The organism is Streptomyces sp. NPDC004031, assembly GCF_053604375.1.
This window is the reverse complement of sequence record NZ_JBSGHL010000037.1, coordinates 16,965-43,429: the sequence shown is the minus strand read 5'-3', so window position 1 is coordinate 43,429 and position 26,465 is coordinate 16,965. Positions and strand designations below refer to the sequence as shown.

Genomic DNA, 26,465 nt, shown 5'->3' with positions numbered 1-26,465 from the left:
GCCGGACGAACCGCCTTCGTTCGTCCCGCTTCCACCGCCGCCCGGCCGGGGCGGCGAAGAGGACCAGGACGCGCACCTCGCCCCGGGCGACGACTAGGGCCTGCCGCTTCCGGAGCGCTGGCTGATGCGACGGCCTCCTAACCGGACACCGAGCAGGCCTGGACGGGACGCGACCTCGCCGTCGACGTGGCGGCCGCCGACGTCAGCACGTACGCCTTCGCTCCAGGCTGGGACGCCCCGCCCTCGCTGCCCCGGCTGCTGGTCCGCTCCCGGTCCGACCTGACCGTTGACGTCATCGAGCAGCATCTGGACTCGCTTGCCGGCACCAGACGGGCCGTCGAGCTCGTCGTCGTCGACGCCTCCCGAGCGGAGGCGCCACGCTGGTCTGGTAGAGCTGGCGGCACTGGCCGTACTGGATTAGGACGCCGGGGGCAGCTCGCGCCAGGCTGCCCCATGAAGTACCAGGTGCGGGTCGATGAGCTGGGCGTGCGCCCGTACTTCGACGCCGAGGAGGAAGGCCTGGCGGCTGGCGGGGGCGACCTCCTCGCCGCGTTCCGCGGCCGTGCGGATGCGCTGTCGAGGTGGCACGCCGAACTCGCCCGGCTGCTCGCCGACCCTCTCCTGGAGAACGCCCGCCGCCGCGAGGACCCGTGCGGGCCGCGGTACGACGAGCGCGGTGACGGCCCGTACGCCGGAGCCGTCGCCCGGTTCCTCCGGCACGCCGTTGCGGACTACCACCGCTACCGCCACGGCGTCGAGCGCGCGGTCACCGTATGGGCCTTCGGCCGCCAGGCACCCGGCGCGTACCCGCCGGCCTGGGCGATCTGCGTGGTGGTCAGGTTCTCGTCCGCCCACAGTTCGCGGAGCCGGTCCTGGGAGAACCGGGGCCCGAAGGTGTGGGTGCCGGTGGTGGTGCGGGTTCGGTACGGGCCGGGTGGGGGCGATCGGTACGTGGACCTGCCGTACGTGACGACCGGGACGGCCGCACCGCGGAATGTTCTCGTCGAGCGGGAGGACGGGACCGCGGTGGTGCGCCCGGCCCGGGTGCAGCGGCTGCCGCAGGGCCCGAACGGCAGGTGGTGGGCCCGTCGTCGTGCAGCTCCCGGCCGCCGGCACGACCGCGGAGCCCTCCCCGGGTGGCCACCCCGCGTGCGACATAGCTGCGACACAGTCCTGGGACCCTCGGACCACCCAACCTGAGGAGCACCCGTGGACCAGCAGCCCGCCGTCGAGCAGATGCCCGACGTGCCGCTCGCGGACCGAATGGCGTGGCACGTACAGGGGTGGGACGCGGTGACGCCCGCCGAGAGACGTTCCCAGGGCGAGTACCTGCATCTGGCGACCGTGCTGCTGACGATGGTGCAGCGGGCCAACAACGAGCGGGACGCCCGCCTCGCCGACGAGGGAGAGTAGGGCGGGTTGTCAATACTGGGAACCTCGCACGCGTCCCGATGGACACCCACTCACGCGGGCGCGCAAGGCGCTTGACGCTTCCTAATCTAGGAAGGTACGATGTGGGTGTTGGTCAGGGGAACAGCCCCAGACCTCGCCGGAAGGACCCGGTCATGAACCACCTCGACACCCACACCGCCGCCGCCCAGGCCCGCGTCACCGCCGACACCGTCCGCACATGGTGCCGCCGCGGCGTCGTCACCGCCACCAAGCACGCCGGCCGCTGGGCCATCGACGCCGCGTCCCTCGCCCACCGCCTCGCGATCGGCGCGCTGAAGACCGCCCGCCGCACCAGGCCCGTCGTTTTCACCGTCGAGACGATGACCGCGATCGGCGGCCGCCGCTGGCAGAAGAACGGCATGGACCGCGTCTACCTCAACGACTGGGCCGAGTTCGCCGGGATCGAGATCCACCGCTACAACACCGGCAACATCTCCTACGCCGCGATCGGCGGCCGCGGCATCGCGAACAGCCGCGCCGGCGCGCTCCTCGGCGCGGTCGACAAGGTCTGGTTCGACGCCGCGGACGGCAAGCTGCACTTCAGGCACTACGACGCGAAGGCGTACGAGATCCGCTACTACGACGGCGAGCGCACCCAGCTCGACCTGCTCGCGCTCATCACCAGCGGGGTCCGCACCGCGATCGCCGCGCTCTGACGCCAGCGATTCTCCTCGAAAGGCACATCCGCAGATGAACCCCGACAGCGCCCACTTCACCGCCTGGATCACGAAGGACCCGCAGTTCCTGGAGACGGACCGCATGGATGTCTTGATCATGGAGGACACGGTGATGGTGCCGCAAACAACTCCGGACGGCCGGAGAATCCAGATATGGGAGACCGACGGGAACATGGTCTTCTACGCCGTCACCAGCGTGGACGCCCGCGAAGGCGACGTGTACGACGCCATGAAGGAGGCCGAGCTGCTGATGCAGCAGGCCGGATGGCGCACCGTCGGACCGTGGGGGCTCGTCCCTGAAGCGCCCAACGACCACGAGTACATCGCCACCGTCGAACCCAACGCCTGACTTCCCTCCGCACAGCACCCACCCCACCGGGCCGGAGACAAGCTCCAGCCCTCATCCGAAAGGACTCGGATCATGAGCGACTACACCACCACCGTCATCCAGCTGGACGAGCCGGCCGGGCTGTACCGGCAGTACCAGGGGCAGAGCGAGCCGCAGCCTGCGTACATCGAACTGGACCTGCGCACGGGCACCGTCCTCGCCACCTACGACTCCGAGGTCGGCAACGCAGTCCCGTTCTCCGTGCGCCACGGCTTCGAGCGCCGCTACGGCATTCCCCGGCTGACCGCGAAGGCCGCGAACCGCGTCATGGACGAGCTGATGCCGCTGGCCGACCGGATCCTCGCGGACTGGGAGGAGGTCTGGGACGGCAACAACCACGTTGCCCGCCTCGGCGACGACGCCCGCGCCGCCGAGGACGAGATCGAGAAGGCTCTCGGCCTCGGCTCCGACAGCACGGACTCCTACGGCCCGTTCGACGAGGCTGACCAGGTCGCCGTGTGGGACATCGACGGGGCCGTCAACGGCTCCGAGGCCGACGACTACGACATCACCGCGGACACCACGGACGAGCGCCTCGACGAGATCGCCGCCGAGATCACCCGCGACCTCGCCAACATCAGCGACAGCAAAGTCGCGGTCGTCAACGGCCTGGAGGAGTACCTCCAGAACCTGCGCGACCAGCTCATCGAGGACGCCACCGCCCCGATGAGCGACGCCGAGTTCCGGGTCCTGCGCGAGTCTCTCGGCCTGACCGGCGACTGGCTCGCCGACCACCTCGGCGTCAGCAGCCGCACCGTCCGCCACTGGGAGCAGGGCAAGTACGACATCCCCCTGGGCGTCGCCCGCGCCCTGCGCGCACTGGAGACCGAGACCGCGGCCGCGGCCGCCGATCTCACCGCCGAGATGACCGAGGCCTACGCCACCGGGCCCGTCCCGGAGGTCACCGTGTACCGCACCGACGAGGACTACCTCGCGACCAACCCCACGCCCCGCCGTACCGCCTCCTGGCATCGCGCCATGGTCGCCCGAGTCGCCCAGCAGACCACCGTCGTTGTCACCTACGACGCCTGACCCCGGCACTGCTGCCGCCGACCGAAGAGGAACCTGTGAAGACCCCGAAGAAGCCCTACACCCCCACCAAGCGCTGCCCTCACCGGTGGTGCGGCCCCGTACACACCATGTATGTCGCCATCGGCTTTATGATGATCGGCCCGACGGTCTTCCACGCCGGCCCGGTCTACCTGATCCTCGCGGCCCTCACGGTGCTGCTCGCCGTGCAGGCCATGAGGATCGCCTGGAAAGGGAAAACGCCCCTGGACGTAGCCGCGGAAGATGCCGTCGCCCGATCCTCCGGCGGCGAGGGCAACATGTCCACGCGGTTCCTGGTGGTACGCCTGGTGTGGGCACGCATCGCTATCGGCATGGACATGGCGGTGGCGGGGGCCGGGGCCAGCGGCGTCTGGAAGAGCTACCGGAATACCGCCGACTACTCTGTTCCCTCCAGTCTGGGCCCCGTGCTGCTCGGCGTCGCGCTCACGTTCGGCCTCATGTGGTTCTGGGAGTTCGCCCACCGCAAGGCCACCGAGCCGGCCAAGCCCGTCCGGCTCCTGGCGACCGATCCTCAGGCGATCAGTTGATGCTCGGCGCCCGATCATTCCCGGTGGCGACACTCCGCCCACCGCAGGGTGACAGCCCCCTGTGACAGCGAGAAGGGATCCGCAAACCGTGACCAGCACCGCGTCCGTGAAGTGCGCCGAAGGCGGCGACTACTGCGGCACGCCGACCGGGTGGCGCCGCGGCGGGCGCTGCCGTCGGTGCCGCACCGCCCACAACGCCGACCTCCGCAACAGCCGCGGCCTGACCGGGCAGCAACGCGAGCACGTCCTGCGGCTCCTGCGGACAGGCCGCGACGTCGACCAGGCCGCCGTGTCCGCCGGCGTCACGCCGTCCCTGCTCGCAGGGGTCTCCAGCACTGACGGAGAGCTACGCGCGGCTCTCGACGGCTACCCCGAGGCCGTCCAGAGGGCTGCACGGTTCGGGGACTACCTGGCCGCGCTGATCCGCACCGGCGGTGACGTCCCGCTTGCACTGCAAGCGTCCAAGATCACCAGTCTTTCCGGCCTCGTAAGCTACCGGCACAACGACCCGCTCTTCAATGCAGCTGAGCAGGCCGTCCTGCAATGGATTGACCAGGCGTCCCAGGGCACAACTCGGCAGGTTCCCGACGAACTCCTCGACCACGCCGCCCGCTTGCTGGAGGACGACCCCACCACCTCCCTAGCTGCTGTCGCGCGGGCAATTGGTGTAGCGAACTCCTCGTCGCTGCGATACGCCGCCCGCCGACACGACCGCCTGCGCGCAGCCCTCCCGCCGAAACTACGGGCCAGCACCAAGCCATCGGTATTCACGCCTGAGAAGGACAAGCTCCTGCGGGAACTGTGGCCCGACAAGAGCCGCTCCCGGGAGGACATCGCCAGCGTCCTCGGGGTGAGCTTGGCTTCCCTTTCCGCCCGGGTCAGAGCCCTCGAACTACCCCCTCGTCTGACCTTCCGTACCGGCCGCCGCGGAATCTCCGCCAGCCGACACGCCCCCGCTGGCCCCCCCGTGGAAGACCCGGCATGCCCGTAGCCGCCCCAGGGCTTCCAGGACCCGGAGGGAAGAGCCCGTGTCCGGCGCTCAGCAGCTCGCCCAGGAAAGGATTGATGTTGTGACGCCCCCGCACGCTCCGCCGACGGTCACGCTGCGCCCCTACCAGGCCGAAGCGGTCGACGCGATCCACGCTGGCCTCGCGGACGGCGGCCGCGGGCAGCTCCACGCCGCGTGCGGCGCCGGGAAGACTCTGATGGCGATCACCGCCGCGGACCGGATCCTTCCCGGGGACGGCCTGATCGCCGTGTTCGTGCCGTCCCTTGCGCTGGTCGCCCAGTTCATCTCCGACTGGCGGACGTTCTCGACGGTCGACTCGGTCCTCGCGGTGTGCAGCGACGACACGGTCACCGACTCCTCGTTCCACGTCGATGACGTGCCCGCCGACGTCACCACCAGCCCGCAGGCCATCACCGCGTGGCTCACCAACGCCCGCGGGCGGCGCCTGCTGGTGTCGACGTACATCTCCGCCTACCGGGTCGGCGAAGCCCTCCACGCGATCGGCGCGACCGTGGACCTGGCCGTGTTCGACGAAGCCCACCACCTCGCCGGGCGGCAGGACTTCGTGACCCGCCGCATCGTCACCGACCAGGCCATGCCGTGCCGCCGGCGGCTGTTCATGACCGCCACCCCGCGCGTGGAGGACGCCCGCACCGAGTCCACCGGCCTGATGTCGATGGACGACCCCGCAGTGTTCGGGCCCGTCCTGTACCGGTACCCGTGGGTGCGCGCCATCCAGGACGGCTACCTCGACGACTACCGCATCGTCGTCATGGGCATCACCGAACAGCAGATCATGGACCTCCTGGCCGACGAAGAGCACGAGTACGTCGACCGGGCCGGCGCCCCGGACCTGCGCACCCTCGCCGCTCAGGCCGTCATCGGGAAGGCCGCAGCCCAGTACGGGCTACGGCGCATCATCGCCTTCTGCACCCGCCTGGACGTCGCCCGGGAGTTCGCGTCCACGATGGGCTCCACGATCCGCCGGCTTCCCCCCGCCGACCGGCCGGACGGTGTCCTGCACGCGCAGCGGATCAGCGGCGACATGCGGCACACCCAGCGCCAGGCCGCGCTCGACCGCCTCCGCCAACCCCCCGAGGGCGGGTGGACGGTCCTGACGAACGTCCGCTGCCTGACCGAAGGCCTGGACGTGCCCGCGGTCGACGCCGTCGCCTTCACCCACCCCAAGCGGTCCCAGGTCGACATCATCCAGGCCGTCGGCCGGGCGCTGCGCCGCTCCGGCGGAAAGCAGGGCACCGCCACGATCGTCGTGCCCATCGTCGTCCCGGACTCCACCGAGGAAGTCGGCGACCTCGAACCCGGTGACTTCCGCGTGCTGTGGCAGGTCGTACGGGCGCTGCGCGCGCACGACGACACCCTCGGCATCGAACTGGACGCGCAGCGGTCCCACGAAACCTCGTCGAACCCGCAGCTGCCCGGCAGGATCACCATCGAGCTTCCCGCGGGCAGCAGCGACACGATGCTGCGGCAGCTCCGGGCCCTCGTGGTGAAGCAGACCACCTCGTCGTGGTGGCACGGCTACGGGTGGGCGCGGGAGTTCGCGCAGCAGCACGGGCACCTCCGCGTCCCGATCACGCACGTCACCGAGGACGGCACGCAGCTCGGGGTGTGGATCCAGAACGCCCGCCAGCACCGGCGCAAGGGGTGGCTGCGTCCGGACCGTGTCGTGGCCCTGGACTCCATCGGCATGGTCTGGGACGTCAGGACCACCGGCAGCATGTGGACGAGGTTCGTCGCCGAACTGGCCGCGTTCAAGAAGACCCACGGCCACGCGGCCGTTCCGCAGAAGTACATCTCGCCCAGCGGGTACCGCCTCGGATCCCAGGTCAACAGCGTCCGCCAGGCCCCCCACCGGGTCTCCACCGCGGTCCGGGCCGCCCTCGACGACATCGGCATGATCTGGGACACCCGCGACCTGCGCTGGCAGCAGCTCTACAGCGCGTGCGTCACCTTCCGCCGCGAGCACGGCCACCTCGACGTGCCCGCCGACTACACCGACATCTCCGGGTACCCGCTCGGTGTGCGGCTGAAGAAGATCCGCCTGAAGTGGAAGGCCGGAACCCTCGACCCGGCCGAGGAGAAGTCCCTCGCCGAGCTCGGCTTCAGCTTCGGCGACCGCAAGGACCAGGCGTGGCTGGACTTCCTCGCCGCCTGCGACCGGTACTGCGCCGACCACGGCGACCTGTCCACCGTTCGCAAGGACTACACCGACAGCGGCGGGTACCGCCTGGGCGCCGCGATCTCCTACTACCGGAACATCAACAACGGCACCAGGTCCGGCACGATCCCCGCCCCGCGACGGGACGCCCTGGACAAGCGCGGCATGGTCTGGCGCCTCGTACCGGACCGCGACATCACCGCCGCCGAAGCCGAGACGCTCACCCCGCTGGCCGGGCCGGAACTCGGCCGCGCCATCATCGACCTCATCGACAGCCAGGCCGTCACGCAGTCCAGCATCGCCGCGGCTCTGGGCATGCACCGCTCCTACCTCAACACCAAGATCAAGCAGTTCCGGGAGGACGGGACCTGGGCGTCGCGCGCGACACGCGGGAAGCGGGCAACCTCGTCCTGACGCCACCCGCCCGGGAACGCGGAACGCCCCCTCGGCCAGCTCGCGGCAGAGGGGGCGTTCCGTTTCCGGGGCGGAACCGTGCTGCCCCGGGTCCGTGGCAGCAAGGGATCGACCCCGGTACTCCTGTCCCCAACGCGTAAGCGTGGACCGTCGCGGTGAACGCGACGTCCGGGAGACGGGCAGGAGCGCACCCCACCAGGCGGTCCATCCCGCCGAAGGGGCGTCCGCACTGTAGCGCTCCCGCTACGCGCAGTTCAAACGTCCCACGCGCCCTGCTGGGCTTCATCGGCCCAGGTGCGCCGCCGTCCGCGGGTTCGCTCGGGGAGCTGCATCTGCGCGGCCCAGACGGAGACCGTGCCGCGCGCGACCCCGAGTTCCTGGGCGATCCGCATGGTGGTCAGGTTCTCGTCCGCCCACAGCTCGCGGAGCCGTGCCTGGGCGCGGGCCTTCGCGGTGGCCCTCTTGGCGTTCGGCCGGGAGGGGCGCGGCGTGAACGGGAGGCCCATGTCGGACGCCCACGCCCTGACGGTGTGCCGGTCGACGCCGAGCGTGTCGGCGATGTCCGCGAGCGGCAGGTCGGGGTCCGCCCACAACTCGCGCAGCCGGGCCTGGTCCGCCTGCCGGGCGGCGCGCGTCTCGCCCATGGAGCGGTGGCCGTTGCGGGAGTAGGAGTGCCGGAGCGGCAGGCGCATGGCGGCGGCCCGCCTGTACACGGTGGCTCTCCCGAGCCCCAACCGTCCGGCGATGTCCTCGACGGTGAGGCCCCGGTCGGCCCAGAGGTCTCGCAGGAGGCCGGCGTCCTTGGGGCGCCGCTCGGCGGGAACAGCGCCCTCTACGTCCTTGGGGGTGAAGCGCGTCATCGCCCTGTCCGTGTCGGCGTGGATGGTCCCCCGCTGGGGGCGATGAGGTGGACAGCATACCGGGTCTAGCTGGCGAGCTCGCGGGCTTTCGCGTGGCCGACGCGGGCCCGCTCGGCGTAGTCGCCGGGGGCGGCCATGGCCCGGCTGGCGGAGGTGTGGGAGACGTCGAGGGCGCGGGCGGCGCGGGCGGCGGCGCCGTGCTCGGTGCCGTAGGCGGTCGTCAGGTTCACGCCGCGCAGCCGGGACAGGCGGGCGATCTCGGCGCTGAGGCGGGCGATCTGCCCGCGGATGATCCGGTCCACGACCACGGGGTCGTCGCTGTGCTCGCTCAGGGCGGCGAGCCGGACTTCCTCGTACTCGGCGAGCGCGTCCAGGTCCTCCTCGACGTCGGTGTTGGGCCCGGCGTCGATGTAGCCGTCGCCCTCGGGGTCCGCGAGCCGGTCGAGGAGGAGAACGAGCTGGTCCTCGATCCAGGACTGGGCCTCACGGGCGGGCTCGACTTCGAGGGTCCATCCGTCGGCGTCGGGGTCGGTGGAGGCGTGCCAGACGGTGGCGGCGGTCTTGTCGAGCCAGACGTTGTGGAGGTCGGCGCCGAGGTGCGCGGTGATGAGGGGCAGTTCGTAGGCGTTGGGGGCGTGCTCGGCAACGTGGGCGGCGGCCTCGGTGCAGTTCTCGAACTGCAGGGTGTGGGTGGTCATTTGGGCCTCCTCGGTCGGCGTTGAACCGAAAGTACACCCCCAGGGGTTGAGAATCAAGCCCTGGGGGTTGAATTCGACCCCGCGTCCCGATCCCCCCCCCGTCAGGATTGGTCAACACCTTGACCGGTCAAGGCGTTGACCGGTAGTGTGTGGGTGTCGGAACCACCACGCCCGGAGGGGAACCACCATGCGCTTCCAGCACGTCATCGAGTCCTGCGACAACGCCGAAGACCCGATCTGGGTCGCCACGATCCAGGGCGACGAGCCTGAGGAGTACGACGGCACCGCCGCACAGTACGGGCGTGAAGTCCTGCGCAACTGGATCGACGACATGCGAACGGACGACCCCGAGGCGCAGATCGTCGACGAGTACGACAACCCCTACCTGCGGGTCCTGGTGCACTTCGAGGACAACCCCGTGCTCGACACCCCCAGTGCGGCCGCCGTGATCGGCTCAGACGACCTCGACACACCGTCGCCGGAGATCGCCGCCGTCGAGGCCGCCCGCGACGCCAAGCTGTACGCCCGGCACCTGGACTTCCGCGCCAACGAGATGCTGGAGGAGGCCCTGCCCGCGGCGAACGCGGCAGGACACGGGGCCAACGCTCTCGCCCGGCTGGTGGACGGAGCGGTCTCCCGCCCGATCGCCCTGCGGATGATGCGCTGACCCCGCGTTGCTCGACCAGGTCGGCGGCGACGGCGCCGCGCCCGGTTCGGCAGCTCACGGGCCCGCACGTACGATCGGACGCATGTTCGAGCACCTGCCCCGCGCTGACGTGGTCCTCCCCGACGGCCGGACCCGGCCAGCTACTTCCCATGAAGGTTGCGGGGTGCCCGTATGGCCGTCAGAAGCCCGCCCGCGTACGTACGTTGGGATCCGAACACCACGTGGAGGGACCGATGATCCGAAGCAGGCGGTGGCGTCACCGGCGCGAGGGCGCCGTCCGGCTGCAGGGCACCGACCACGGCACGGCAGGCGGTGGAGCATGAGCACCGTCCTGTACCGGGTCCACTGGGAGGACTGCCCGCCGATGAGCCCTGAGCACGCCTGGTCGGCCCCTTGGGGGACCATCCGCAGCGACGACGGCTCCCGGTACCAGTGCGTTGTGTGCGACGGCACCGGGGAGGGCTTCCGCGACTGCCCCAGGTGCGTCTGCGGCGTCGTCGAAGCCGCCGACGGCGACGTTGTCACCTGCCCGCTGTGCAAGGGGAACGTCGTCCTCGACGGCTGCGAGAACTGCGAGGGCGACGGCTGGTGGGACTGCATCCGCGGCTACTCCTGCACGGCCAGCCCCGAGGGGCTCCTCGACTACTTCGAGTGCAGTGCCCGCTCCGGCCTGGCCGGCGGCGAGACCGTCGTCGTCTTCGAAGGAGAAGTCGTCGATTCCGGGATCGACGGCGAGCCCACCGCCGTCCCCGTCCGCATCATCGAGACCCTGTCCTGGGCCGACTTCGTCGCCCGCACCACCGCCGTCACCGCTCGGTGAACACCGCCGGACTCCCGTCCCCGGCGACGACCTGTACTCTGGTGGCCTCATCGCCCCTGTAGGGGAACCCCCGCCCGCACCGATCACCGGCAGGGTCGCGATGCCACGCCTTACCCATGATCAGGTAGCCGACGCCCGGCGCCGCTACGCCCGGCGCGAGGCCTCCGCCGCCGTCCTGGCAGCCGAACTCGGCGTCTCCGTCTCCGCCGTCAAGCACGCCGTGACCGGCCGCTCCTGGGCGAGCATGACCGACCCGCCGCCCGTCCACCGCCCGCAGGCCCGGCGGGGGTCCCGGCCTGCGGGACGCACACCGGCGCTCACACCGCATTCCGTGCGTGACATCGTCCGGCTCCGGGACACCGAGCGCCCGACGTGGCGGGCGATCGGCGCGCTGTACGGGGTGAACGCCTCTGTCGCGTACCGCGCGTACCAGTCGGCGAAGCGCCGACAGGCCCGTCGCCCACCCGCGGGCCTCGTCCAGCGCCGCCCGCCCTACGCCGGGAAGCTGCGCAAGCTGTGGAAGAGCCCGGACCTGACGGTCCGCGAGATCACCGCGGAGCTGGGGATCACCTACCGAGCTGCGGTCAGGTGGGCTGCCGACATGGGTCTGCCGCCGCCGAAGCAGCGCCAGGGCTTTCGCGGCGCGAGCACCAACTCGGTGCACGGCAAGGCCGCCGCGAAGGAGCGGCTCCGCGTGCTGTGGGCGGATCCGCTGGCCAGGATGACCGACATCGCCGCCGAACTGGGGGTCGGCCAGTACAAGGTGCGCAGGTGGGTTGCGGAGCTGGAGCTGCCTCCCAGGCCGCGGCGGCGCCCGGAGGCCCGGCGCCTGCAGCAGCTGCGGCAGCAGAAGCTGCTCGCGCTGTGGACAAGGCCCGACGTCGTGGTCCGGCAGATCGCCGAGGAACTGGGCGTCTGCCCGGCGACGGTCTACCGCTGGGCGGCCGATATGCAGCTGCCCGAGCGGCGCCGTGGACGCAAGCGGGCCCGCTGACCGCCTACGGCACCCTGCCCCCCGGCGGCGAACCCGGGACTTCAGTAGACGGTGCCGGCGAAGTCGAAGGCGAGCCGGGTCAGCAGTTCCCGGTGGGCGGGGCTCCACCGGTCGAAGTCCGCCAGCAGCTGGTGCATCGCCCCGAGCAGCGTCCACGCTTCGCCTTCGCGTTCGAACAGCAAGTACGCGGCCTCCTGCGGGCCGCCGCCCGTGTCGCCCAGGCCGATCTCCAGCAGCTGCCACGCCCGCCGAAGAGGCGCGTTGCCGCGGATGCTGGCGAGGAAGACGGTCACGCTGCGCCGGGCCCGGTGGATGACGACCCACGGGTCCTGGTTGTCGTTGCGCATCTCGTACAGGGTGAGCCCGCACAATCCCGTCACGTCCTCGGCGCTGCGCACGGCCCGCAGGTGCGCCCCGCCGCGCGGCACCGGCCCCCCGAACCCGCTGCGCATGATCCGCTCGGCCCGCCGCACGTTCGCTGCGGCGAAGGCGCGCTCGACCTCCGGCCGTTCGGCGGTGAGCGCGGTCACCGAGCCCGCGGTGGCCCAGGCCCCGTAGGGGAGCGCCCACACGCTCAGCCGGCAGGCCCGGCACACCGGCCAGCCCGCGAGCCAGCCGGGGAGGTTGTTCAGGAACCGGGCGCTGTCGACGCCCGGCAACATCGTCTTGCCCCACAGGTGCGTCGTCGGGGTGTGGCAGTACGTGCACGGCCAGGCCTCACCGCTCACGCTGTCGTCGGGCGCGAAGGACGGGGCCAGCTCCGCCCGCAAGACCGCCGGATCGCGCTGCCGCCGGTTGTGCGTGACCTTGGAGTTCGGGTACAGCGCCGCGAGGACTTTCCACCAGGCGTAGGCCGGTGACTCGGGGTCCGTCGAAGCGCCGGCGGTGCACGCGTCGGTGAGGATCCGCTCGCACAGCCGGTCCAGGTCCGCGCCGGTGACATGCTCGGGTTCCTCCCGGTCCGCCATCACGGCCAGCGCCCAGGCCCCGGCGCTCTGGACAGGGTGCCCCGTCCGCTGCAACGGGCTGACATCAACGCGGGAATGCACAGTGCTCATGTCCGACATAACCCGCCCGGCCGCGCCCAGGACACCACCAGCGCCGCCATCCCGCCAGCGGCTCGTGCGGAGGTGGGACTGCCCTGACGGCAGCGAGCCCGCCGTCGGGCGCCCGGGATAGATGAGAACATAGATGACAACTATGCTGGCCGGTGGAGCCGCGGAGTGCGTAGTGCAAGCGCGACACCACGGTCGATGCGGGCATTACCGCGGATGTAGCGAGGCCCCCACCGCGCCAACGGCAGGGGCCCCGCATCTTGCGTCCGCGCTCGGGTGCCGCTTCCAGCTCAATTGCGATGAGCTGGAAGCGGCATCAGCCGTGGTGCCGCACTTGGCCCACGAGCCGGCTTCCCCAGAACACGGTGGCCGACACCGGAGCCATCCAGAGGCGGACGCGTCGCCGCACCCTCCGCCAGTTCACCGTCTTCGGCCTAGCGTGCTTCCCCACGAGTTCTCCTCGGGAAGGGATCGGCTGGATGCCGACCCGGGGCCCCAGGGTCGGCGCGCCGACCCTTCCGAGTTGTCCCCGGCGGGAAGCAGGACTCCACCTTACGGCGTGTCAGGCGGCTCTTCCGACCACCGGACGGGCCTTCGTGGAGGGCGAGTTGGCAGCAGCGGAGCGGAGCGTTACCCGGCCGGGCGGCCGGGCGTGCCCCGCGGTGCGGCAGTGTGTCAATACGCCTATCGGTGAAGAACGTTCGTTGGTCCAGACCATTCACGCCCGTGCGGGTGACCGGGCGGCCGGGTAGCGGACAGTAACAGGCGCCCCGGGTGTGATGTGCGTCTCATGCGAGACAGCCGCCGCCGCGAGCCGCCTGCGCTGCTCGGGCTCCTGGCCGAGACCACGCCGCAGCGCTACACGCTCGACGTGGACCACCGGCCGGACCCGGGACCGGCCGGTCAGGTGCGGCGTACCAGGAGGGCGAGTCCGGCGGCGGCGGCGCGGTGCTGGTAGTCGCGCAGGCCGGGGGCTCCGGGGGGTGCGGGGAGGCGGGCGCTGCGGTGCCAGTGTCCGGTGAGGGCGGTGAGGTATGCGGTGGCGGTGTCGGGGTGGTGGGCGGCGGCGGGGTGGGTGGTGAGGGTGCGGGCGACGTCGTCGGGGTCGGCTCCGGCGAGGATGAGCTGGGGGGCGAGGGAGACGGCGTCGATGCATGCGGGGCCGGTGGTGGCGTGGGCCCAGTCGACGATGGTGACGCCGCGCGCCCGGTCGGCGACCATGTTGTCGGCCCGCAGGTCGCCGTGGACGATCCGGTCGCCGACCGCCAGCGCGGGCCAGGCGGCCTCCAGTTCGGCGAACTGGCCGAGGCGGGCGCGGGCGGTGTCGGGGAGGTCGGCGGGCGGGTCGGCGGCGAGCTGGGCCCAGCCGTGGAGGCCTGCGGCGGGGGAGGGGCGTCCGGCGACGGCGGCGACGTAGGCGGCGGGGGCGGGTTCGCCGGTGAGTTTGTCGAGCAGGGCGAGGATGTGCCTGGGGTCGGGGCTGGCCGGTGAGAGGTCGGGGTGCTCCCCGTCGAGGTGCTCGAACAGGACCGCGGTCCACCCGGCGGCGCGGTGGACGCCGAGGAGGGCGGGGGCGGGGGCGCCGGGCGGCAACGAGTGCAGTACGGCGGCTTCGTGGAGGTTCGCGGCGGTGAGCGGGTCGTCGTCCGCAGCGGCCTTGGCGAAGGCGCGGTGGCCGCCCGTGGTGGTGAGGGCGGCGGCGAGCTGGTGGCCGTAGCCGCCGGGCGGGGTGACAGCGGTGGTGACGGGGGCGCCGAGGGCGGTGTCGAGGAGGGTGCGCAGGGCCGGGGGCAGGTCGGTGTAGTCCAGGCGGCCGGTGCCGGGCCGGGGCGGGGTCATGGCGGGGTCCTCACGGGGGTTTTCGCGGGGGCGGGTGGACGGGGGCCGCCGAGCCGGGCCGAAAGCCGCGGAGAGAGAGCGTGTTGGCTCTCAGTTCTCCGGCTCGGCGCCGGGCGCTCGCCGCATCACGCGCATGTCCTCGTCCTCATGGGGGTGGAGGGGCACCCGCACCGGGTGCCCCTCCACTGTAGCGGTGGCGGTTCAGCCGCGGCGGGAAAGGTGCTCCAGCAGCGGGGTGCCGAGTCCGGCGGGGGCGCGCAGGATCTGCCGGGCTCCGGCGTCGCGGAGGGCGGCGGCCGGGTGGTAGCCCCAGGCGACGCCGACCGCGAGGGCGCCGGCGCGGCGGGCGGCGTGGATGTCGGTGGGGCTGTCGCCGACCATGACGGCGTGCTGGTTGCGGACGCCGAGCGTGTCGAGGGCGGTGTGGACGCCGTCCGGGGCGGGTTTGTGCGGGGCGTCCTCGCGGGTGACGACGACGTCGAGGAGGTCGGCGAGGTCGGGCGGGAGCAGCCAGCCGATGCGGGCGCGGTACTGGAGGGTGACGACGCCGATCGCGGTTCCGGCGGCGCGCAGTGTGCGCAGGGCGGTCAGGACGCCGGGGAAGACCGCGGGTGGTGGGGCGGCGACGAGCGCGCCGTCCCACCACCTGGTGCACGCGGTGTCAGGGTCGTCGATGCCGAGGTCGGCCAGGACGTCGCGGCGGGGGCGGGTGAGGGCGTCGGCGGGCAGGTCGGCGGGGGTGTGGCGGCGGCCGGTGGCGTAGGTGGCGACCGCGGCGAGGGTGGCGGTGACGGCGGATCCGGAGTCGAGGAGCACCCCGTCGAGGTCGAACAGGGCCGCCCGTGGCGGCCGTTGCCGCTGGGCCGGGGTGGGTGCGGTGATGGCGGGGCTGGTCACGGGGTGCCTCCGGGGTCGGTGATCAGGGCGCGCAGCTCGACGCGCTGCGCGCCGAGCAGCGCGGCGGCGCCGGTCTGCCGGTCGAGCACGCACAGCGCGGTGGTGACCGTCGCGCCGGACATGCGCAGCAGGCGTACGACGTGCAGCAGGCTCTGGCCGCTGCGCGCGGTGTCGTCCACCACGACGACGTTGCGGCCGTCCACGGCGGCGCCCTCGATGCGGCGCCGGGACCCGTGGGTCTTGGCCTGCATCCGCAGGACGGTCGCGGGCAGGCCCGTGTGCAAGGACAGTGCCGTCACCAGCGGGACCGCGCCCAGGGCCGGTCCGGCGACCACGGCGGTGCCGGCCGGCACCAGGTCGGCGAGCGCCGCGGCGGTCTCGGCGAGCAGTGCGGGTACGGCGCCGAGCGCGAACGGGTCGAAGAACACCGGGAGCGTGACTCCGCTGGGCAGGTGGTAGGGGCCGGGGCGGTAGGCGGAGGCGATCCGCGACGCCAGGCCCGGCGGGAGCACGGTCACCGCTCACCCCCCGCGGGCGTCGCGAGAGCGGGCAGGACGTCGGCCAGGGCGGCGGCGTCGGGCAGCTCGTGCAGGAAGCCGAGCGGGCGGGTGGGGGTTTCGACCAGCCACTGCTGCGCGCGGAGGAAGGCGCTGAGGGCGCAGGCGGCCGGGCCGATCAGCAGCACGGGCAGGGTGCGGATGCACGTGGCGTAGTACAGGGCGGCGGCCGCCTCGTGGAGGGTGCCGATGCCGCCCCCCATCACCACAGCCAGGTCGGCGTCGTCGAGGTAGGCGTGCAGCCTCTTCCCCAGCGTCTTGGCGTAGACGGTTTTGGTGACGTGCGGGTTGAGGTCGCCCCAGTCGGGGCGGTCGGCAAGGGTGACGGCAGTGATGGGCACGCCGTGGCGGGCGGCGCCGCGGGCGGCGGCCTCCATCAGCCCGTTGTAGCCGCCGTGCAGGACCGCGTACCCCGCGCGGCCGAGGACGTCGCCGACGCTTTCGGCGAGCGCGAGTTCGCCCGCGCGGGGGATCACCCCGGCGAACAGCGCGACCGTGCCCGCGGTCACCGGTCTGTCTCCAGGTCCTGGTAGGCGCGGTAGGCGGTGAGCTGGTCGGCGAGGCCGTGCGAGGCGGCCGGGGCGATCCGGGCGATGGTGAGGACGATGCGGTCGAGCGCCTGGTCGGCCTGCTCCAGCGTCGGCACGGCGGGCTGTGCGAGCGCGTCGTCGAGCGCGCGCAGGCACGCGCGGCCGGTCGCGGTGTTCCCGATCTCGTGCAGGTGGTACCAGCCGTGATGGCGCGAGTGCGGCACCAGCACGGTGCGGATGACGTCGCGGAGGGTCTCGGTGAGCTGGTGGTGGAGCCCGTAGGCGATGCGCCGCTGCCCGCGGGCGATGCGCTTGCGGAGCATCGCGTGCAGCACGACGGCCTGCACGAGCAGCCCGCGGGCGTCCGGCGCGGCCGCGGCTGCGCCGTCGGCGGCCAGGGCCCGCGCGGCGGCGCTCCGGTCGTCGCGGGAGGGCGCGCCCGCGTCGGTGGCCTGCCACAGCACCCGGGCGCCGGTGCGGGCCCGCAGCGCCTCGGCGGCGCTGGCCGGGCACAGGTACAGGTCGAGCTGGAGCAGGTGCCCGCCGTACGGGAGGAGGTAGACGCGGCCGGCGCCGCCGAGCTGCCCGACGATGGTGTCCGGCCAGCCCGGCAGCAGCGCCCCGTGGGCGCCGTGCATCAGCGGGTCGAGCACGGTCAGCAGGGTGGGGAGCTGGCCGTCGGCGACGGCGACGACCAGGTCCAGATCGGACAGCCGGTCGACTCTCCCCCCCGCCAGCGACCCGCGGACCATCAGGTGGGTGACCGCCCGCGAGGCGGTCAGCGCGCCCATCAGCTGCTCCAGCAGCACCAGCTGCTCGGGCCGGTGGGCCGCGGCGAGCTCGTCGAGCGCGCGCGCCGTCCCGCCTGCGGCCGCCGCCGCGCCCGTGGTGGTTGTGGTGGTGGTCACCGGTCCGCCCCCGTCCCCGTCGTGGTGCGGGCGAGCATCCGGTCCGCGGTCTCCCGCCAGTGCTGCGCCCGCTCGCTGTCGCCACCCCGGGCGTGCAGCTCGGCGACCAGCTCGTACCCGGTTCCCTCCGGCGCGGCGAAGCCGAAGAAAACGCGCAGCAGGTGCTGCTCGGCCTGGTCGGTGAAGCCGAGGCCGACCAGCCGCGCGGCGTCGTCGAGCAGCCGCTCGCGGTCGGCGCCGGTCAGCTCCGGCAGCACCGCGGCGTCGCCGTCATCCAGCAGCGGCTGCGCGGCCAGGTCGGCGTAGGCGCCGGTGGTGTAGACGTCGCAGATCAGGTGGAGCCGGTCCGGGCCGGTGGTGTTGCGGACGCCGTGGGCGACGGTCGGGGTGAGTCGCCACAGCGCGCCGGGCGCCATGTGGATCTGGCAGCCCGCCGTGACCAGCACCGCCGACGGGTTGGTCACGAGCGGGATGTGGAGGCGGTGGCGGCCGGTCTCGCGGAGCTCGGCGTAGTCGCGGTGCTCCCACAGGTACGCGGGCGCCGAGAGCCGGGCGAGCCGCACGTACATGAGGTCCAGGTCGAGCCGCGCGAGGAAGGCCTTCGTCGCGGGCATCCGGTCCAGGACCGTCGTGGAGCGCGGACGGCCGTCGCCGATCACGGTGTCGTGCGGGTCGCCGGAGTGGTTGAGCAGGCTGACGGTCCACCAGCCACCGGTCTGGTAGTCGCCGTACTCCACCACGCCGCGGTCCGCGGCCAGCGCCTCGGCCGTCACCGCCTCCAGCTCGACCGGGTCGAGGTCGGTCAGCCGGGCCACCTGCCCGGCCAGCCGCGCGAGGACCGGGCGCGGTACGGTCCCCGCTGCCGGTCCCGCTGTCGTTGCCACCATCGGTGTGTCCTTCCGGTGCGGTCCCGGCCCGCCCGGGACGTGCCCGCCCAGCACACCGCCCGCACCGCCCGCCGCCCAGGGCAACTCGGTTGCCGGGCGTTGCCGCCCGTTGCCGACCGTTGCCGACCTCCCGGACGCCCTTCCCCGGGACGGGCCCCCGGGGGACACTGAAAAAGCCCATGCGCACGAGAAGGGCCGCCCGTGACCGATGCGGAACTGCACCCCCTGGCCTACCTGCTGGCCGTACGCGGCCTGACGGCGGAGGCGTACCTGCGGCGGGTCGCCGACCAGCACCAGGCCATGGGCTACGGGCAGATGGCCACCCGCAGGGAGAAGGTCAGCCGGTGGATCGCCGGCACCCACTCCCCCACCTACCAGACGCAGCTGGCCATGGCCGCGCTCGAAGGCCGCGGCCCGGACATCGTCCACGCGCACGGCTGGCCCGGCTGGCTGTTGCTCATCACGGCCGACGACATCGCCGTCGTCACCGCCCCCTGGACCACCACGGCTGCCCTGCACGCGCTGACGATCACTGGAGGTCCGGTGGACCGCAGGAAGTTCATGATCACCACGACCACCGCTCTCGGTGCGGTCGCTGCCCAGTGGTCCGATGCCGCCGCCGCGGTTGCCGCCGCCCCCACCGCGGCCCGCCGCCCCCAGATCGATGGCGGCATTGCCGATTTCTTCGACCGGCGCCTGGACGACCTGCGCCACCTCGACGACCGGATCGGCTCCGGCCAGGTATACGACGCCGCCCTCGCCGAGCTGAACCTGATCAAGACCACCATCACCAGCACCACCCACAGCCAGGCCGTGCGGAAGCGCCTTTTCAGCGCCGCCGCCGAGGCCTCCCGCGCCGCAGGCTGGACCGCCTACGACTCCGGCAACCACGCCGCCGCCGAGCTGCACTACGCCGCCGCCCTGCGCACCGCCGCCGAAGCCGGAGACCTGGTCACCGGCGCGAACACCGCCGCCTTCTGGGCGATCCAGCACTACAGCAACGGCGACCCCCGCGGCGCGATCGCCCTGCTCGACACCGCGCTGTCGCTCGCACCGCGCATCGGATCACCCCGCATGACCGCCATGCTCTACGCCCGCGCCTGCCGCGCCCACGCCCGCGCCGGCGACCCCCGCGCCGCCGACCGCGCCGCAGGCGCCGCCCTGGCCGCCTACGACCACGCCGGGCCCGTCGCTGACGACCCCGGGTGCGTGTACTGGGTCAACCGCGGCGAGATCCACCAGCTGCTGGGCTCGTCCTCCCTGAACCTCCGCCACCCCGCGACCGCGCTGCGGCACTTCCAGGACGCGACCGCCGCCCACGCTGCCGAGGCGTACGACGGCGACGCCTTCCCCCGCGGGCACGCGATCTACCTCGCACGGCTGGCCGAGGCCCACCTCGACCTCGGCGACCTCGACGCCGCCGCGGCCGCCGCCCACGACGCCGTAGCCCGCATGGGCGGCATCACCTCCGCCCGCGGCACCAGCACCCTCACTGACCTGCGCACCAAACTCGCCCGGCACCGCGGCGTACCCGTCATCCGCGATGTCCTCCACGCCACCGGCTGACCTCGGGACTACGCGGCTGGCTGTGCCCACTTCCAGCACCGCGCCAGGGTGGCGCGGATGATTTCCGGCGCCGCCCCGCACGACCGCACGGCGGCCGCCGTCCCAGACATGAGGGTGGCCGGCGTCCAATCCGCCGAAGCGGGTGGCAAGGACACCGGCCGTCCGAAAGCACACACCCCGGGAGCGAGCCCGACGCATGACCTCGCAACCCACTGTAGCGAGTTTGCCGGAACGCGTGCCAAGCTTCCCTTCCCCGGTGATGTAATGGCAGCATCATTTTCTTGTCGGCCAAGGAGGTGATACCTCCTCGGCCGGCCAACCTGCAACGACCCCCGGGTGCCCGCTCTCGCAGGCGGCCCGCACGTTATGGAGACCCGCGATGATCCGCGCTGACCGCCGAGACCAGGTGCGCACCATGGCTGACCTGGCCAAAGAACGAGGCCTTGCCCTGCCCACGTACCGCAACCGCGGCCTGCACAAGCAGGAGGGGCACCCGCCGCCCATCAGCTCGGCCGGCAGCCGCACCCTGCTGTGGGACGCCGAGCAGGTAGACGAGTTCCGGGCCACCGGCTCCTTCCCGCCGCTGCCGGACGAGGACTCCGACGACGACCTGCTGGACCGCTACGAAGCAGCGCAGCTGCGCGGCGTCACGCCGAAGACCTGGACCGGATACGCCGAGGAGCCGCAGATGCGCGCCGTGGCCGAGGTCATCGGGGGTGTCGCGCACTGGCCCCGCGGCGCGGTGAAGGCCTTCACCCAGGCCCTGGGGGGCAAGGCCGGCCGGCCGGCCGGCAGCGGCGACATCGTCCCGCGCGACGAGATGCTCGCTCTGGTCACGGAACTGCTCGACGCCCGCCCGCAGATCAGTGGCCAGGAGGTCGCGGAGGAGCTGGGCGTCCACGTCGTCACGGCCCAGAAGGTTCTGGTCGACGCGCGCGGCCGGCGTATCGCCGACGTGCTGCAGGTCCGGCAGGGGCTGACCCCGGAGGAGGCTGCTCGGCAGCTCGGCTACCCCAGCCTGGTGATCCGCACCGCCGTGCGGGCCGCCGCGGTGGAGCAGCGGATGCGCGCCGTACAGCCCTACCTGGAGTCGGTGCGCCAGGCCCTCCTCGATGCCGGCATCCCGCTGCGCGGCGAGGCGCCGACGTTCCAGGTCCTGAAGGGCGATGTGTGCGCGGCGTCCCTCGTGCTCGGCGCGGAAGGCCCGGTCGACGCGGCAGCGCTGGTCTGGGACGACCGCTGGGGATGGCGGACCGCCACGAGCAGACTGCACCCGATCCCGAAGGACCACACCACACCGCCCGAGGGCCCAGGCATCCGCTACCTCGGGAAGGGCCTCACGCCGGCGCCGGCCGAGGTGATCGCCGACCTCAGCGATGCCCGCCGGGGGACGAAACGTCCGCCCGCCGATCACCGGGGATGAACCCGGTCGCCACGGCGGTGCCCTTCAGCCTCGGCCCGGCCCGGCCGCTGACGTCCCGCCGATCCCGCTCCTCCGCGCCCGGGTCCGTGATGAAATGGCGTCAAGCACCTGTGCGCTCGGATGCGCCTCACCACCCCCGAGGCGAAGGACTCAGAGCGTCGTCGAAAGACCTGGCGCCGAGGGCCTGCGGCGCCGAATGACCGCAGCTTGCCTCCATGACTGGCGAAGGAGGGTCGGCACGCCGTCAGGTCCCCAGAGCGTGCTGACCGACATGCCCAATCGCGGCACCGTGCTGCCCCTCGTCGGCGCAGCCGTCCCGCCGGCTGCTCTCGCGTACAGCGGCGCCCCTTGGTGGGTACTCCTGGTCTGCTCCCTGCCCGGCGCGACGGTCGCCGTCCTCAACGCCCTCATCCCGCAGGACAGCCACGACCGCCTTGAGCTCTGGCGGGACTGGCTGCGCCATCGACGACGGCCGTAGGCCGGGGTCCTCGGCGCGGAGACGGCACTGTCGCCCATACCGGACTCCGAGCGACGGCGCTCCAGCTGGCCCCCGGCATCCCCGTTGCCTGCTGCCCGGTTGTCTTTTCGCAGATGGGCGCGTGTCGCACCCCCCGTGGTGATGTATGTGCGGTATAGTTTTCTTGTTGGTGCCGGTGGCAGGCGCCAACGTCCGAGAGCCCCCACCTCATCATCAGGGAGACCCTGTGTCCAAGAGGACCCATGAGCAGCCCTTCACCGCACTGCTCGCCGACCTGCTGCGCGCCATGGTCGGCCGCTTCGCCGTGACCATCACCTACGCCAAGATCGCAGAGCCCGAAACCGTCCGCACCCTCGAAGTCCACGACGTGTACACCACGGGCGAGGGCCGGATCCTCGTGCTGGCCGTCGACCACAGCAACGGCAGCGTCCGCACCTTCCACCCGGAGAAGATCACCTCCTACACCCTGCACCGGGGGGTTTCCTTCACTATGGCGCCGCCTGCCGGATACGACCGCCCCGTCCCCGCCCCGTGCGGCTCCGGCCAGGTCATCGCCCGCGAACTGGGCCGCGACGACCAGAACTCCCGCCCCGCGCCTCCGGCTGGCTGACCGACCCGCCGCGCGGACCCGTTTCCACGGCGGGCCCGTGCGGCGGCGCGCGCATCCACCCGTCACCGCCATTCGGGAGTTCCTCCATGACCGCGAGCACTGCCTCCGGCCAGCGGCCGAACCGCTTCCGTCACAAGCAGCAGACCGTCCTGAACTGGGGTCTCGGTGCCGACAGCACCGACGTCCTGCTCCGCTTCCTCGCCGACCCGGTCCGCCACGGGCTGGAACCCGACCTGTCCGACCTTGTCATCGTCCACGCCGTGACCAGCGGGGAGTGGCCGGACACCGTGGAGTACGCCAACCGCCTCGTCCTGCCCCGCATCAGGGCGGCGAAGGTGCGCCTGGTCCAGATCGCCCGCGGTGGTCCGCGCGACGCCGACGGCGTCCTGGTCCTCAGCGACACCCGTGCTCCCCGGCGCGTCATCGCGGAAGGCCCATGGCGCCTCGCCGACGAACTCTCCACTGCCGGGACCGTTCCCCAGCTCGCGAACGGGCGCAGGACGTGCAGCATCCGCTTCAAGGGATGGTGCCTGGACACCTGGGCTGCCGCGGAGTTCGGCACCGAGTCGTACCGCCGCGTCATCGGGTACCACTACGGCGAACTGGGGCGCGCCGAGAAGGACTCGAAGATCCAGCGCCAGCTGAACACCGAAGCTGGACGGACCATCTGCGAGCCGCACTACCCGCTCATCCTGGCCCGCCTCGATCGGGCCGCCGTCGAGGCGCACGTGCTGCAGCAGCTCGGCGAACCGATCAAGAAGTCGTACTGCACCTTCTGTGTCTTCAGCGGCGTCTGCGCCTCCCGCGACGCGCACGAGGACCGGCTGCGCGACTACCCCCACCTGGCCGCCGACGTGCTGCGCATGGAGCACGTCAGCATGGCGCTCAACGAGCGCATGGCCATGTACGGCGCGGACTCCCTCGTTCGCCGCCTTACCGCGGACGGTCGCAATGCCGACATCCTGCGAACGTTCGAGCAGGCCCTGAGCCAGGCCCGGTACGCCGTCTACGAGGTCCGCCGCATTGTTCCCGTGGGCCGCACCAAAGACTGTCGCGCCTGGCACGGCAGCAAGTGCGACACCCCGCGGTGGTGGTGCCGGTACGAGCGCACCGCCCGCTGCCGCAAGCGGCACCACATCGTCGGCCAGGGCACGAACGACGCTCATCTGCCCTACTGCGAATCCGACAGCACCTGTCGCGGCCCGCTCCGGAAAGGTCAGGCGTGGCGGTCGGTGCGCACGTTGTGGGAAGGCGACCGGGCCACCGCACAGCGGCTGGTCCGCGCCTACGGCCGCCGCCGCGAAGCACAACTTGAGCGGGGAGAACTGTCCGGGATCGAGCGAGCCCATTATCTCAAGCCAGGCGACTCGCTGCCGTCGACCTCCGGTTACCTGGTCGCCGCCCCCGCTGGCGTCGCGGACAAACAGCGGACCGGATTCGAGGCCCGCTGGACGGCGCTGACCTTGCGCCACGGCACCGTCTACCGCCCCCTGCGACCTCTCCCTGAAGCTCCGCGCAGGAAGAAGACGTCCGGAGCCCCGCCCGTGCGCCGCGCGCGCACGGTCGCCGGCGTCACCTTGATCGCCTGAGGTCGGCCACCGGCGGTCTGTACGTCCGCGGCCGCGGCACCGCGGGCCTACGCGGCGGGGGCGCCGCTTACATCAACGCTGCCAGGGAGGACCCAATGACCATCTGGAACACCCGAGTGGGCGTGATCGCCAACCTCGAAGCGGACTCATCGGAGCAGGCGCTCGCCAAGCTGCGCGCGGCTCTGGAACGTGCGGGCTTCGAGGTCTTCGAGACCGATGGCGACGCCTTCGAGTGCGAGGAGGGGACGATCGTCGACGCACTGCCTCTCACCGTGCAAATCGTGCGCTGACCCGGTCTCGCCGGTCCTCTTCCGGGCCCTTCCCCCACTCCGACCGGGACGGCGGAAGGATCCGGCGCCGCCACCGAGCAACCGCCGTGGGCAGTGAGCGGCCGCGGGGGTCCGTCCGGAGCCTTCCGGGCCCAGCGCTCAGCCCCCCGCCGGAGGCGGAGTGACGCGTTCGGTGAGCGCCGCGGTGGTCGCGCCGAGCATCGCCGATCCGCTGATCGGGAGGAAGCCGCAGGCGGAAAAGAAGGCAAGGCGCCCGGCCGGCCGGTGCTGGTTCGGGAACAGCACCACGCTGTCGCAACCGGCCGCTGCGCAGTCGGCTGCGAACCGGCGGACGAGGGCGGCTCCGGTCCCCGAACGGCGGTGCGCTGTGACCACCAGGAGGTTCACGATCCGGCCCCGCGGCGGCGGGTACTGACCGTTCTCGAACCCGCTGGAGACCTCGACGTGCCCTTCGACGAAACCGACCACCCTGTGGTCGTCCAGCGCGACGTAGAGCCGCTCCTCACTACCGCGCACAGGTTCGACACGTGCACGGCTCGCCCAGTCCTCCTCGACAAGCAGGGCGCGCAGGCCCTCGTCAACGGCCCTGTCGTAGTCGCCCGCCATCCGGGTGATGGTGATCGCCATGGGGTCACCGTAGACGGTTTCACCACCTGAGCATGATGTAAGTGCGGTATAATTTTCTTGTTGGTGCCGGTGGTAGGCGCCGATGTCCGAGAGCCCCCACCTCATCATCAGGGAGACCCTGTGTCCAAGAGGGAACGACCCCGGCCGGATCACTCCGATCCGGCCGGGGCGGGGCAGCCCAGACCCTCCTCTTCGCCCGCGGACAGACAGGAGCGAATGCTCATGCCCAGCGCTCTGCGCCTCGATGTGCCCTGGGACGACTACCCGCTGCTCGCCTCGGATGACCTGGTCAAGAGCGACCTGGAGCTGACGCACACGCGATGCGGGGAATGCCTGTGCGACGCCGAAGCCGGTGACACCCTCCTGGTGCTCATCGAGATGGTTGCTGATCACGAGGCGACATGTCACCAGACGAGCGCCCGCCAGAACCACGGGGAGGGTGCGCCGTAAGCGCGCACCAGCATGCCGTGCAGTTCTCCGGAGGCGTCGGCTCCTTCCTCGCGGCCGTCCAAGTCGCTGAACGCCATGGCACCGCCGGCATGACCCTGTTGATCGCCGACACCCGTGTCGAGGACGAAGACCTCTGGCGCTTCAGCGACGACGCCTCCGCCTTCCTGGGGGTCCCGCTGACTATCGTCCGCGACGGCCGTACCCCCTGGCAGGTCTTCCGTGACCAGCGCTTCCTCGGCAATGACCGACTGGCCCCGTGCACCAAGTTGCTGAAACAGCAGCCCTGCCGGGAATGGATGGAGACGAACGCACCGCCGGACCGCGCCACGGCGTACGTCGGCATCGAACCGAACAAGCACGACCGCAACCGCATCCCCGCCATCGTCCGCAACTGGCAGCCCTGGACCGTCGAATTCCCACTCGCCGACGGTCCGGACGCCACCAAGGACGAACTACTCAACGAGGTACGCCGCCTCGGCGTCAAGCCCCCGCGGCTGTACGAACTGGGCTTCGCGCACAACAACTGCGGTGGCGCATGTGTCCGCGCCGGCCAGCGCCAGTGGAAGCACCTCCTGGCCACGCTGCCCGACCGATACGCCCACGCAGAGCACGAGGAGGAGGAGCTACGCGCCCTCCTCGGCGACGTCTCGATCCTCCGCGACCGCCGCGGAGGCACCACTCGCCCACTGCCCCTGCGCTCTCTGCGGGCGAGGGAGCAGCAACCGTGAGCACGCAGCGTGACGCCCGGCCGGAGCACTCGGCGAGATCGTATATTGCTCGGCGCCAGCAGAGTCCGATGTCCGCGTCAGCCTGACCGCCTTCGTGGCCCGGCCGGACGACCACATCCGGCCGGGCCACGAAACCCCAGATCTGCGCCGCGGCGGTGTACGTCAACGCCTCCCGTGTGATGACCGAAGACCCAGGTGGAATGCGTCCTCCACCACTCGGGTGATGCCGGGCCGGCACCCGTGGTCCAGCCGACCCGCGCCGCGTTAGCCGTCCG

The 26,465-nt window shown here is 72.1% G+C and carries 29 protein-coding genes; 18 read left to right on the top strand and 11 right to left on the bottom strand.

From position 1 onward, the window contains the following. Positions 1 to 417: 417 nt before the first annotated feature. The gene (locus ACWERV_RS23115; RefSeq protein WP_452936029.1) at positions 418 to 720 is read right to left on the bottom strand and encodes a hypothetical protein; all 303 of its coding nucleotides are present in this window, start codon (positions 718 to 720) and stop codon (positions 418 to 420) included. A 489-nt stretch (positions 721 to 1,209) separates the two neighbouring features. On the opposite strand from ACWERV_RS23115, the gene ACWERV_RS23110 reads away from it, so the two are divergent. The 7 genes from ACWERV_RS23110 (at position 1,210) to ACWERV_RS23080 (ending at position 7,717) form a co-directional block, all read left to right on the top strand. Next, positions 1,210 to 1,413: a hypothetical protein gene (locus ACWERV_RS23110; protein ID WP_452936026.1), complete on the top strand. Its 204-nt coding sequence runs from the start codon at positions 1,210 to 1,212 to the stop codon at positions 1,411 to 1,413. 152 nt (positions 1,414 to 1,565) lie between these two features. Then, complete coding sequence (locus ACWERV_RS23105) at positions 1,566 to 2,108, top strand: hypothetical protein (RefSeq protein ID WP_452936024.1); 543 nt, start codon at positions 1,566 to 1,568, stop codon at positions 2,106 to 2,108. Positions 2,109 to 2,142: 34 nt separating this feature from the next. After that, positions 2,143 to 2,478, top strand: a complete 336-nt coding sequence (locus tag ACWERV_RS23100; RefSeq protein WP_452936022.1) for a hypothetical protein — start codon at positions 2,143 to 2,145, stop codon at positions 2,476 to 2,478. A 72-nt stretch (positions 2,479 to 2,550) separates the two neighbouring features. Then, positions 2,551 to 3,549, top strand: a complete 999-nt coding sequence (locus tag ACWERV_RS23095) for a helix-turn-helix domain-containing protein (RefSeq protein ID WP_452936019.1) — start codon at positions 2,551 to 2,553, stop codon at positions 3,547 to 3,549. 35 nt (positions 3,550 to 3,584) lie between these two features. Further along, positions 3,585 to 4,115 carry a hypothetical protein gene (locus tag ACWERV_RS23090; RefSeq protein WP_452936017.1) on the top strand — a complete coding sequence of 177 codons (531 nt, stop codon included), beginning with the start codon at positions 3,585 to 3,587 and terminating at the stop codon, positions 4,113 to 4,115. An 88-nt stretch (positions 4,116 to 4,203) separates the two neighbouring features. Beyond that, positions 4,204 to 5,106 (top strand): hypothetical protein, encoded by a 903-nt coding sequence (locus ACWERV_RS23085; RefSeq protein WP_452936014.1) that lies wholly within the window; start codon positions 4,204 to 4,206, stop codon positions 5,104 to 5,106. Between the two features lie 37 nt (positions 5,107 to 5,143). Further along, positions 5,144 to 7,717: a Helicase associated domain protein gene (locus ACWERV_RS23080; RefSeq protein ID WP_452936011.1), complete on the top strand. Its 2,574-nt coding sequence runs from the start codon at positions 5,144 to 5,146 to the stop codon at positions 7,715 to 7,717. Between the two features lie 254 nt (positions 7,718 to 7,971). Here ACWERV_RS23080 and ACWERV_RS23075 read toward each other — a convergent pair whose 3' ends face one another. Together ACWERV_RS23075 and ACWERV_RS23070 are read right to left on the bottom strand one after the other, a co-directional pair. After that, on the bottom strand, positions 7,972 to 8,577 hold the full coding sequence (locus ACWERV_RS23075; protein ID WP_452936008.1) for a hypothetical protein: 606 nt from the start codon (positions 8,575 to 8,577) through the stop codon (positions 7,972 to 7,974). 65 nt (positions 8,578 to 8,642) lie between these two features. Continuing rightward, the gene (locus tag ACWERV_RS23070) at positions 8,643 to 9,275 is read right to left on the bottom strand and encodes a hypothetical protein (RefSeq protein WP_452936006.1); all 633 of its coding nucleotides are present in this window, start codon (positions 9,273 to 9,275) and stop codon (positions 8,643 to 8,645) included. 187 nt (positions 9,276 to 9,462) lie between these two features. Here ACWERV_RS23070 and ACWERV_RS23065 point away from each other — a divergent pair, with 187 nt between their 5' ends. The 3 genes from ACWERV_RS23065 to ACWERV_RS23055 all read left to right on the top strand — a co-directional run bounded on the left by ACWERV_RS23065 (position 9,463) and on the right by ACWERV_RS23055 (position 11,756). Next, positions 9,463 to 9,942, top strand: a complete 480-nt coding sequence (locus tag ACWERV_RS23065; protein ID WP_452936003.1) for a hypothetical protein — start codon at positions 9,463 to 9,465, stop codon at positions 9,940 to 9,942. 319 nt (positions 9,943 to 10,261) lie between these two features. After that, complete coding sequence (locus ACWERV_RS23060; RefSeq protein ID WP_452936001.1) at positions 10,262 to 10,762, top strand: hypothetical protein; 501 nt, start codon at positions 10,262 to 10,264, stop codon at positions 10,760 to 10,762. 100 nt (positions 10,763 to 10,862) lie between these two features. After that, a complete protein-coding gene (locus tag ACWERV_RS23055; RefSeq protein ID WP_452936000.1) occupies positions 10,863 to 11,756 on the top strand; it encodes a hypothetical protein in 894 nt (297 codons plus the stop codon). Between the two features lie 41 nt (positions 11,757 to 11,797). Here the strand turns inward: ACWERV_RS23055 and ACWERV_RS23050 are convergent, their stop codons facing one another. The 7 genes from ACWERV_RS23050 to ACWERV_RS23020 form a co-directional block, all read right to left on the bottom strand. Beyond that, positions 11,798 to 12,814 carry a hypothetical protein gene (locus tag ACWERV_RS23050; RefSeq protein WP_452935997.1) on the bottom strand — a complete coding sequence of 339 codons (1,017 nt, stop codon included), beginning with the start codon at positions 12,812 to 12,814 and terminating at the stop codon, positions 11,798 to 11,800. 900 nt (positions 12,815 to 13,714) lie between these two features. Next, entirely contained in the window at positions 13,715 to 14,650 is a 936-nt protein-coding gene (locus tag ACWERV_RS23045) for a phosphotransferase family protein (RefSeq protein WP_452935994.1), read from the bottom strand. 201 nt (positions 14,651 to 14,851) lie between these two features. Then, positions 14,852 to 15,547, bottom strand: coding sequence for an HAD family hydrolase (locus ACWERV_RS23040; RefSeq protein WP_452935992.1), 696 nt, complete (start codon positions 15,545 to 15,547; stop codon positions 14,852 to 14,854). Continuing rightward, positions 15,544 to 16,065: an orotate phosphoribosyltransferase gene (locus tag ACWERV_RS23035; RefSeq protein WP_452935991.1), complete on the bottom strand. Its 522-nt coding sequence runs from the start codon at positions 16,063 to 16,065 to the stop codon at positions 15,544 to 15,546. The genes ACWERV_RS23040 and ACWERV_RS23035 overlap by 4 nt, the downstream gene beginning before the upstream one ends. Continuing rightward, positions 16,062 to 16,613 (bottom strand): SLOG cluster 4 domain-containing protein, encoded by a 552-nt coding sequence (locus ACWERV_RS23030; protein WP_452935989.1) that lies wholly within the window; start codon positions 16,611 to 16,613, stop codon positions 16,062 to 16,064. The genes ACWERV_RS23035 and ACWERV_RS23030 overlap by 4 nt, the downstream gene beginning before the upstream one ends. Then, positions 16,610 to 17,542, bottom strand: coding sequence for a nucleotidyltransferase domain-containing protein (locus tag ACWERV_RS23025; protein ID WP_452935986.1), 933 nt, complete (start codon positions 17,540 to 17,542; stop codon positions 16,610 to 16,612). Before ACWERV_RS23025 ends, ACWERV_RS23030 begins: the two co-directional genes overlap by 4 nt. Continuing rightward, positions 17,539 to 18,429: an aspartyl/asparaginyl beta-hydroxylase domain-containing protein gene (locus tag ACWERV_RS23020; RefSeq protein ID WP_452935984.1), complete on the bottom strand. Its 891-nt coding sequence runs from the start codon at positions 18,427 to 18,429 to the stop codon at positions 17,539 to 17,541. Before ACWERV_RS23020 ends, ACWERV_RS23025 begins: the two co-directional genes overlap by 4 nt. A gap of 201 nt (positions 18,430 to 18,630) precedes the next feature. On the opposite strand from ACWERV_RS23020, the gene ACWERV_RS23015 reads away from it, so the two are divergent. From ACWERV_RS23015 to ACWERV_RS22990, 6 genes are all read left to right on the top strand, one after another. Next, a complete protein-coding gene (locus tag ACWERV_RS23015; RefSeq protein ID WP_452935981.1) occupies positions 18,631 to 19,995 on the top strand; it encodes a transcriptional regulator in 1,365 nt (454 codons plus the stop codon). 415 nt (positions 19,996 to 20,410) lie between these two features. Beyond that, positions 20,411 to 21,418 (top strand): DUF6292 family protein, encoded by a 1,008-nt coding sequence (locus tag ACWERV_RS23010; RefSeq protein ID WP_452935978.1) that lies wholly within the window; start codon positions 20,411 to 20,413, stop codon positions 21,416 to 21,418. A 259-nt stretch (positions 21,419 to 21,677) separates the two neighbouring features. Beyond that, positions 21,678 to 21,896 (top strand): hypothetical protein, encoded by a 219-nt coding sequence (locus tag ACWERV_RS23005; protein ID WP_452935975.1) that lies wholly within the window; start codon positions 21,678 to 21,680, stop codon positions 21,894 to 21,896. A 226-nt stretch (positions 21,897 to 22,122) separates the two neighbouring features. Next, entirely contained in the window at positions 22,123 to 22,506 is a 384-nt protein-coding gene (locus ACWERV_RS23000) for a WYL domain-containing protein (RefSeq protein ID WP_452935972.1), read from the top strand. 86 nt (positions 22,507 to 22,592) lie between these two features. Beyond that, positions 22,593 to 24,095, top strand: coding sequence for a hypothetical protein (locus ACWERV_RS22995; protein ID WP_452935969.1), 1,503 nt, complete (start codon positions 22,593 to 22,595; stop codon positions 24,093 to 24,095). Between the two features lie 95 nt (positions 24,096 to 24,190). Then, a complete protein-coding gene (locus tag ACWERV_RS22990; RefSeq protein WP_452935968.1) occupies positions 24,191 to 24,385 on the top strand; it encodes a hypothetical protein in 195 nt (64 codons plus the stop codon). Between the two features lie 138 nt (positions 24,386 to 24,523). On the opposite strand, the gene ACWERV_RS22985 is transcribed toward ACWERV_RS22990, so the two are convergent. Then, positions 24,524 to 25,012 carry a GNAT family N-acetyltransferase gene (locus ACWERV_RS22985; protein ID WP_452935965.1) on the bottom strand — a complete coding sequence of 163 codons (489 nt, stop codon included), beginning with the start codon at positions 25,010 to 25,012 and terminating at the stop codon, positions 24,524 to 24,526. Positions 25,013 to 25,234: 222 nt separating this feature from the next. Between ACWERV_RS22985 and ACWERV_RS22980 the strand changes: the two genes are divergently transcribed. Both ACWERV_RS22980 and ACWERV_RS22975 read left to right on the top strand, forming a co-directional pair. Further along, positions 25,235 to 25,462: a hypothetical protein gene (locus tag ACWERV_RS22980; protein ID WP_452935962.1), complete on the top strand. Its 228-nt coding sequence runs from the start codon at positions 25,235 to 25,237 to the stop codon at positions 25,460 to 25,462. A gap of 17 nt (positions 25,463 to 25,479) precedes the next feature. Next, on the top strand, positions 25,480 to 26,190 hold the full coding sequence (locus tag ACWERV_RS22975; protein WP_452935959.1) for a hypothetical protein: 711 nt from the start codon (positions 25,480 to 25,482) through the stop codon (positions 26,188 to 26,190). Positions 26,191 to 26,465: the final 275 nt, after the last annotated feature.

Excerpts from the sequence above, each read along its gene's own strand:
- ACWERV_RS23105 (WP_452936024.1), top strand. The coding sequence starts at position 1,566 with ATGAACCACCTCGACACCCACACCGCCGCCGCCCAGGCCCGCGTCACC.
- ACWERV_RS23100 (WP_452936022.1), top strand. The coding sequence starts at position 2,143 with ATGAACCCCGACAGCGCCCACTTCACCGCCTGGATCACGAAGGACCCG.
- ACWERV_RS23095 (WP_452936019.1), top strand. The coding sequence starts at position 2,551 with ATGAGCGACTACACCACCACCGTCATCCAGCTGGACGAGCCGGCCGGG.
- ACWERV_RS23075 (WP_452936008.1), bottom strand. The coding sequence starts at position 8,577 with ATGACGCGCTTCACCCCCAAGGACGTAGAGGGCGCTGTTCCCGCCGAG.
- ACWERV_RS23070 (WP_452936006.1), bottom strand. The coding sequence starts at position 9,275 with ATGACCACCCACACCCTGCAGTTCGAGAACTGCACCGAGGCCGCCGCC.
- ACWERV_RS23065 (WP_452936003.1), top strand. The coding sequence starts at position 9,463 with ATGCGCTTCCAGCACGTCATCGAGTCCTGCGACAACGCCGAAGACCCG.
- ACWERV_RS23060 (WP_452936001.1), top strand. The coding sequence starts at position 10,262 with ATGAGCACCGTCCTGTACCGGGTCCACTGGGAGGACTGCCCGCCGATG.
- ACWERV_RS23055 (WP_452936000.1), top strand. The coding sequence starts at position 10,863 with ATGCCACGCCTTACCCATGATCAGGTAGCCGACGCCCGGCGCCGCTAC.
- ACWERV_RS23050 (WP_452935997.1), bottom strand. The coding sequence starts at position 12,814 with ATGAGCACTGTGCATTCCCGCGTTGATGTCAGCCCGTTGCAGCGGACG.
- ACWERV_RS23045 (WP_452935994.1), bottom strand. The coding sequence starts at position 14,650 with ATGACCCCGCCCCGGCCCGGCACCGGCCGCCTGGACTACACCGACCTG.
- ACWERV_RS23020 (WP_452935984.1), bottom strand. The coding sequence starts at position 18,429 with ATGGTGGCAACGACAGCGGGACCGGCAGCGGGGACCGTACCGCGCCCG.
- ACWERV_RS23010 (WP_452935978.1), top strand. The coding sequence starts at position 20,411 with ATGGCTGACCTGGCCAAAGAACGAGGCCTTGCCCTGCCCACGTACCGC.
- ACWERV_RS22995 (WP_452935969.1), top strand. The coding sequence starts at position 22,593 with ATGACCGCGAGCACTGCCTCCGGCCAGCGGCCGAACCGCTTCCGTCAC.
- ACWERV_RS22990 (WP_452935968.1), top strand. The coding sequence starts at position 24,191 with ATGACCATCTGGAACACCCGAGTGGGCGTGATCGCCAACCTCGAAGCG.
- ACWERV_RS22985 (WP_452935965.1), bottom strand. The coding sequence starts at position 25,012 with ATGGCGATCACCATCACCCGGATGGCGGGCGACTACGACAGGGCCGTT.
- ACWERV_RS22980 (WP_452935962.1), top strand. The coding sequence starts at position 25,235 with ATGCCCAGCGCTCTGCGCCTCGATGTGCCCTGGGACGACTACCCGCTG.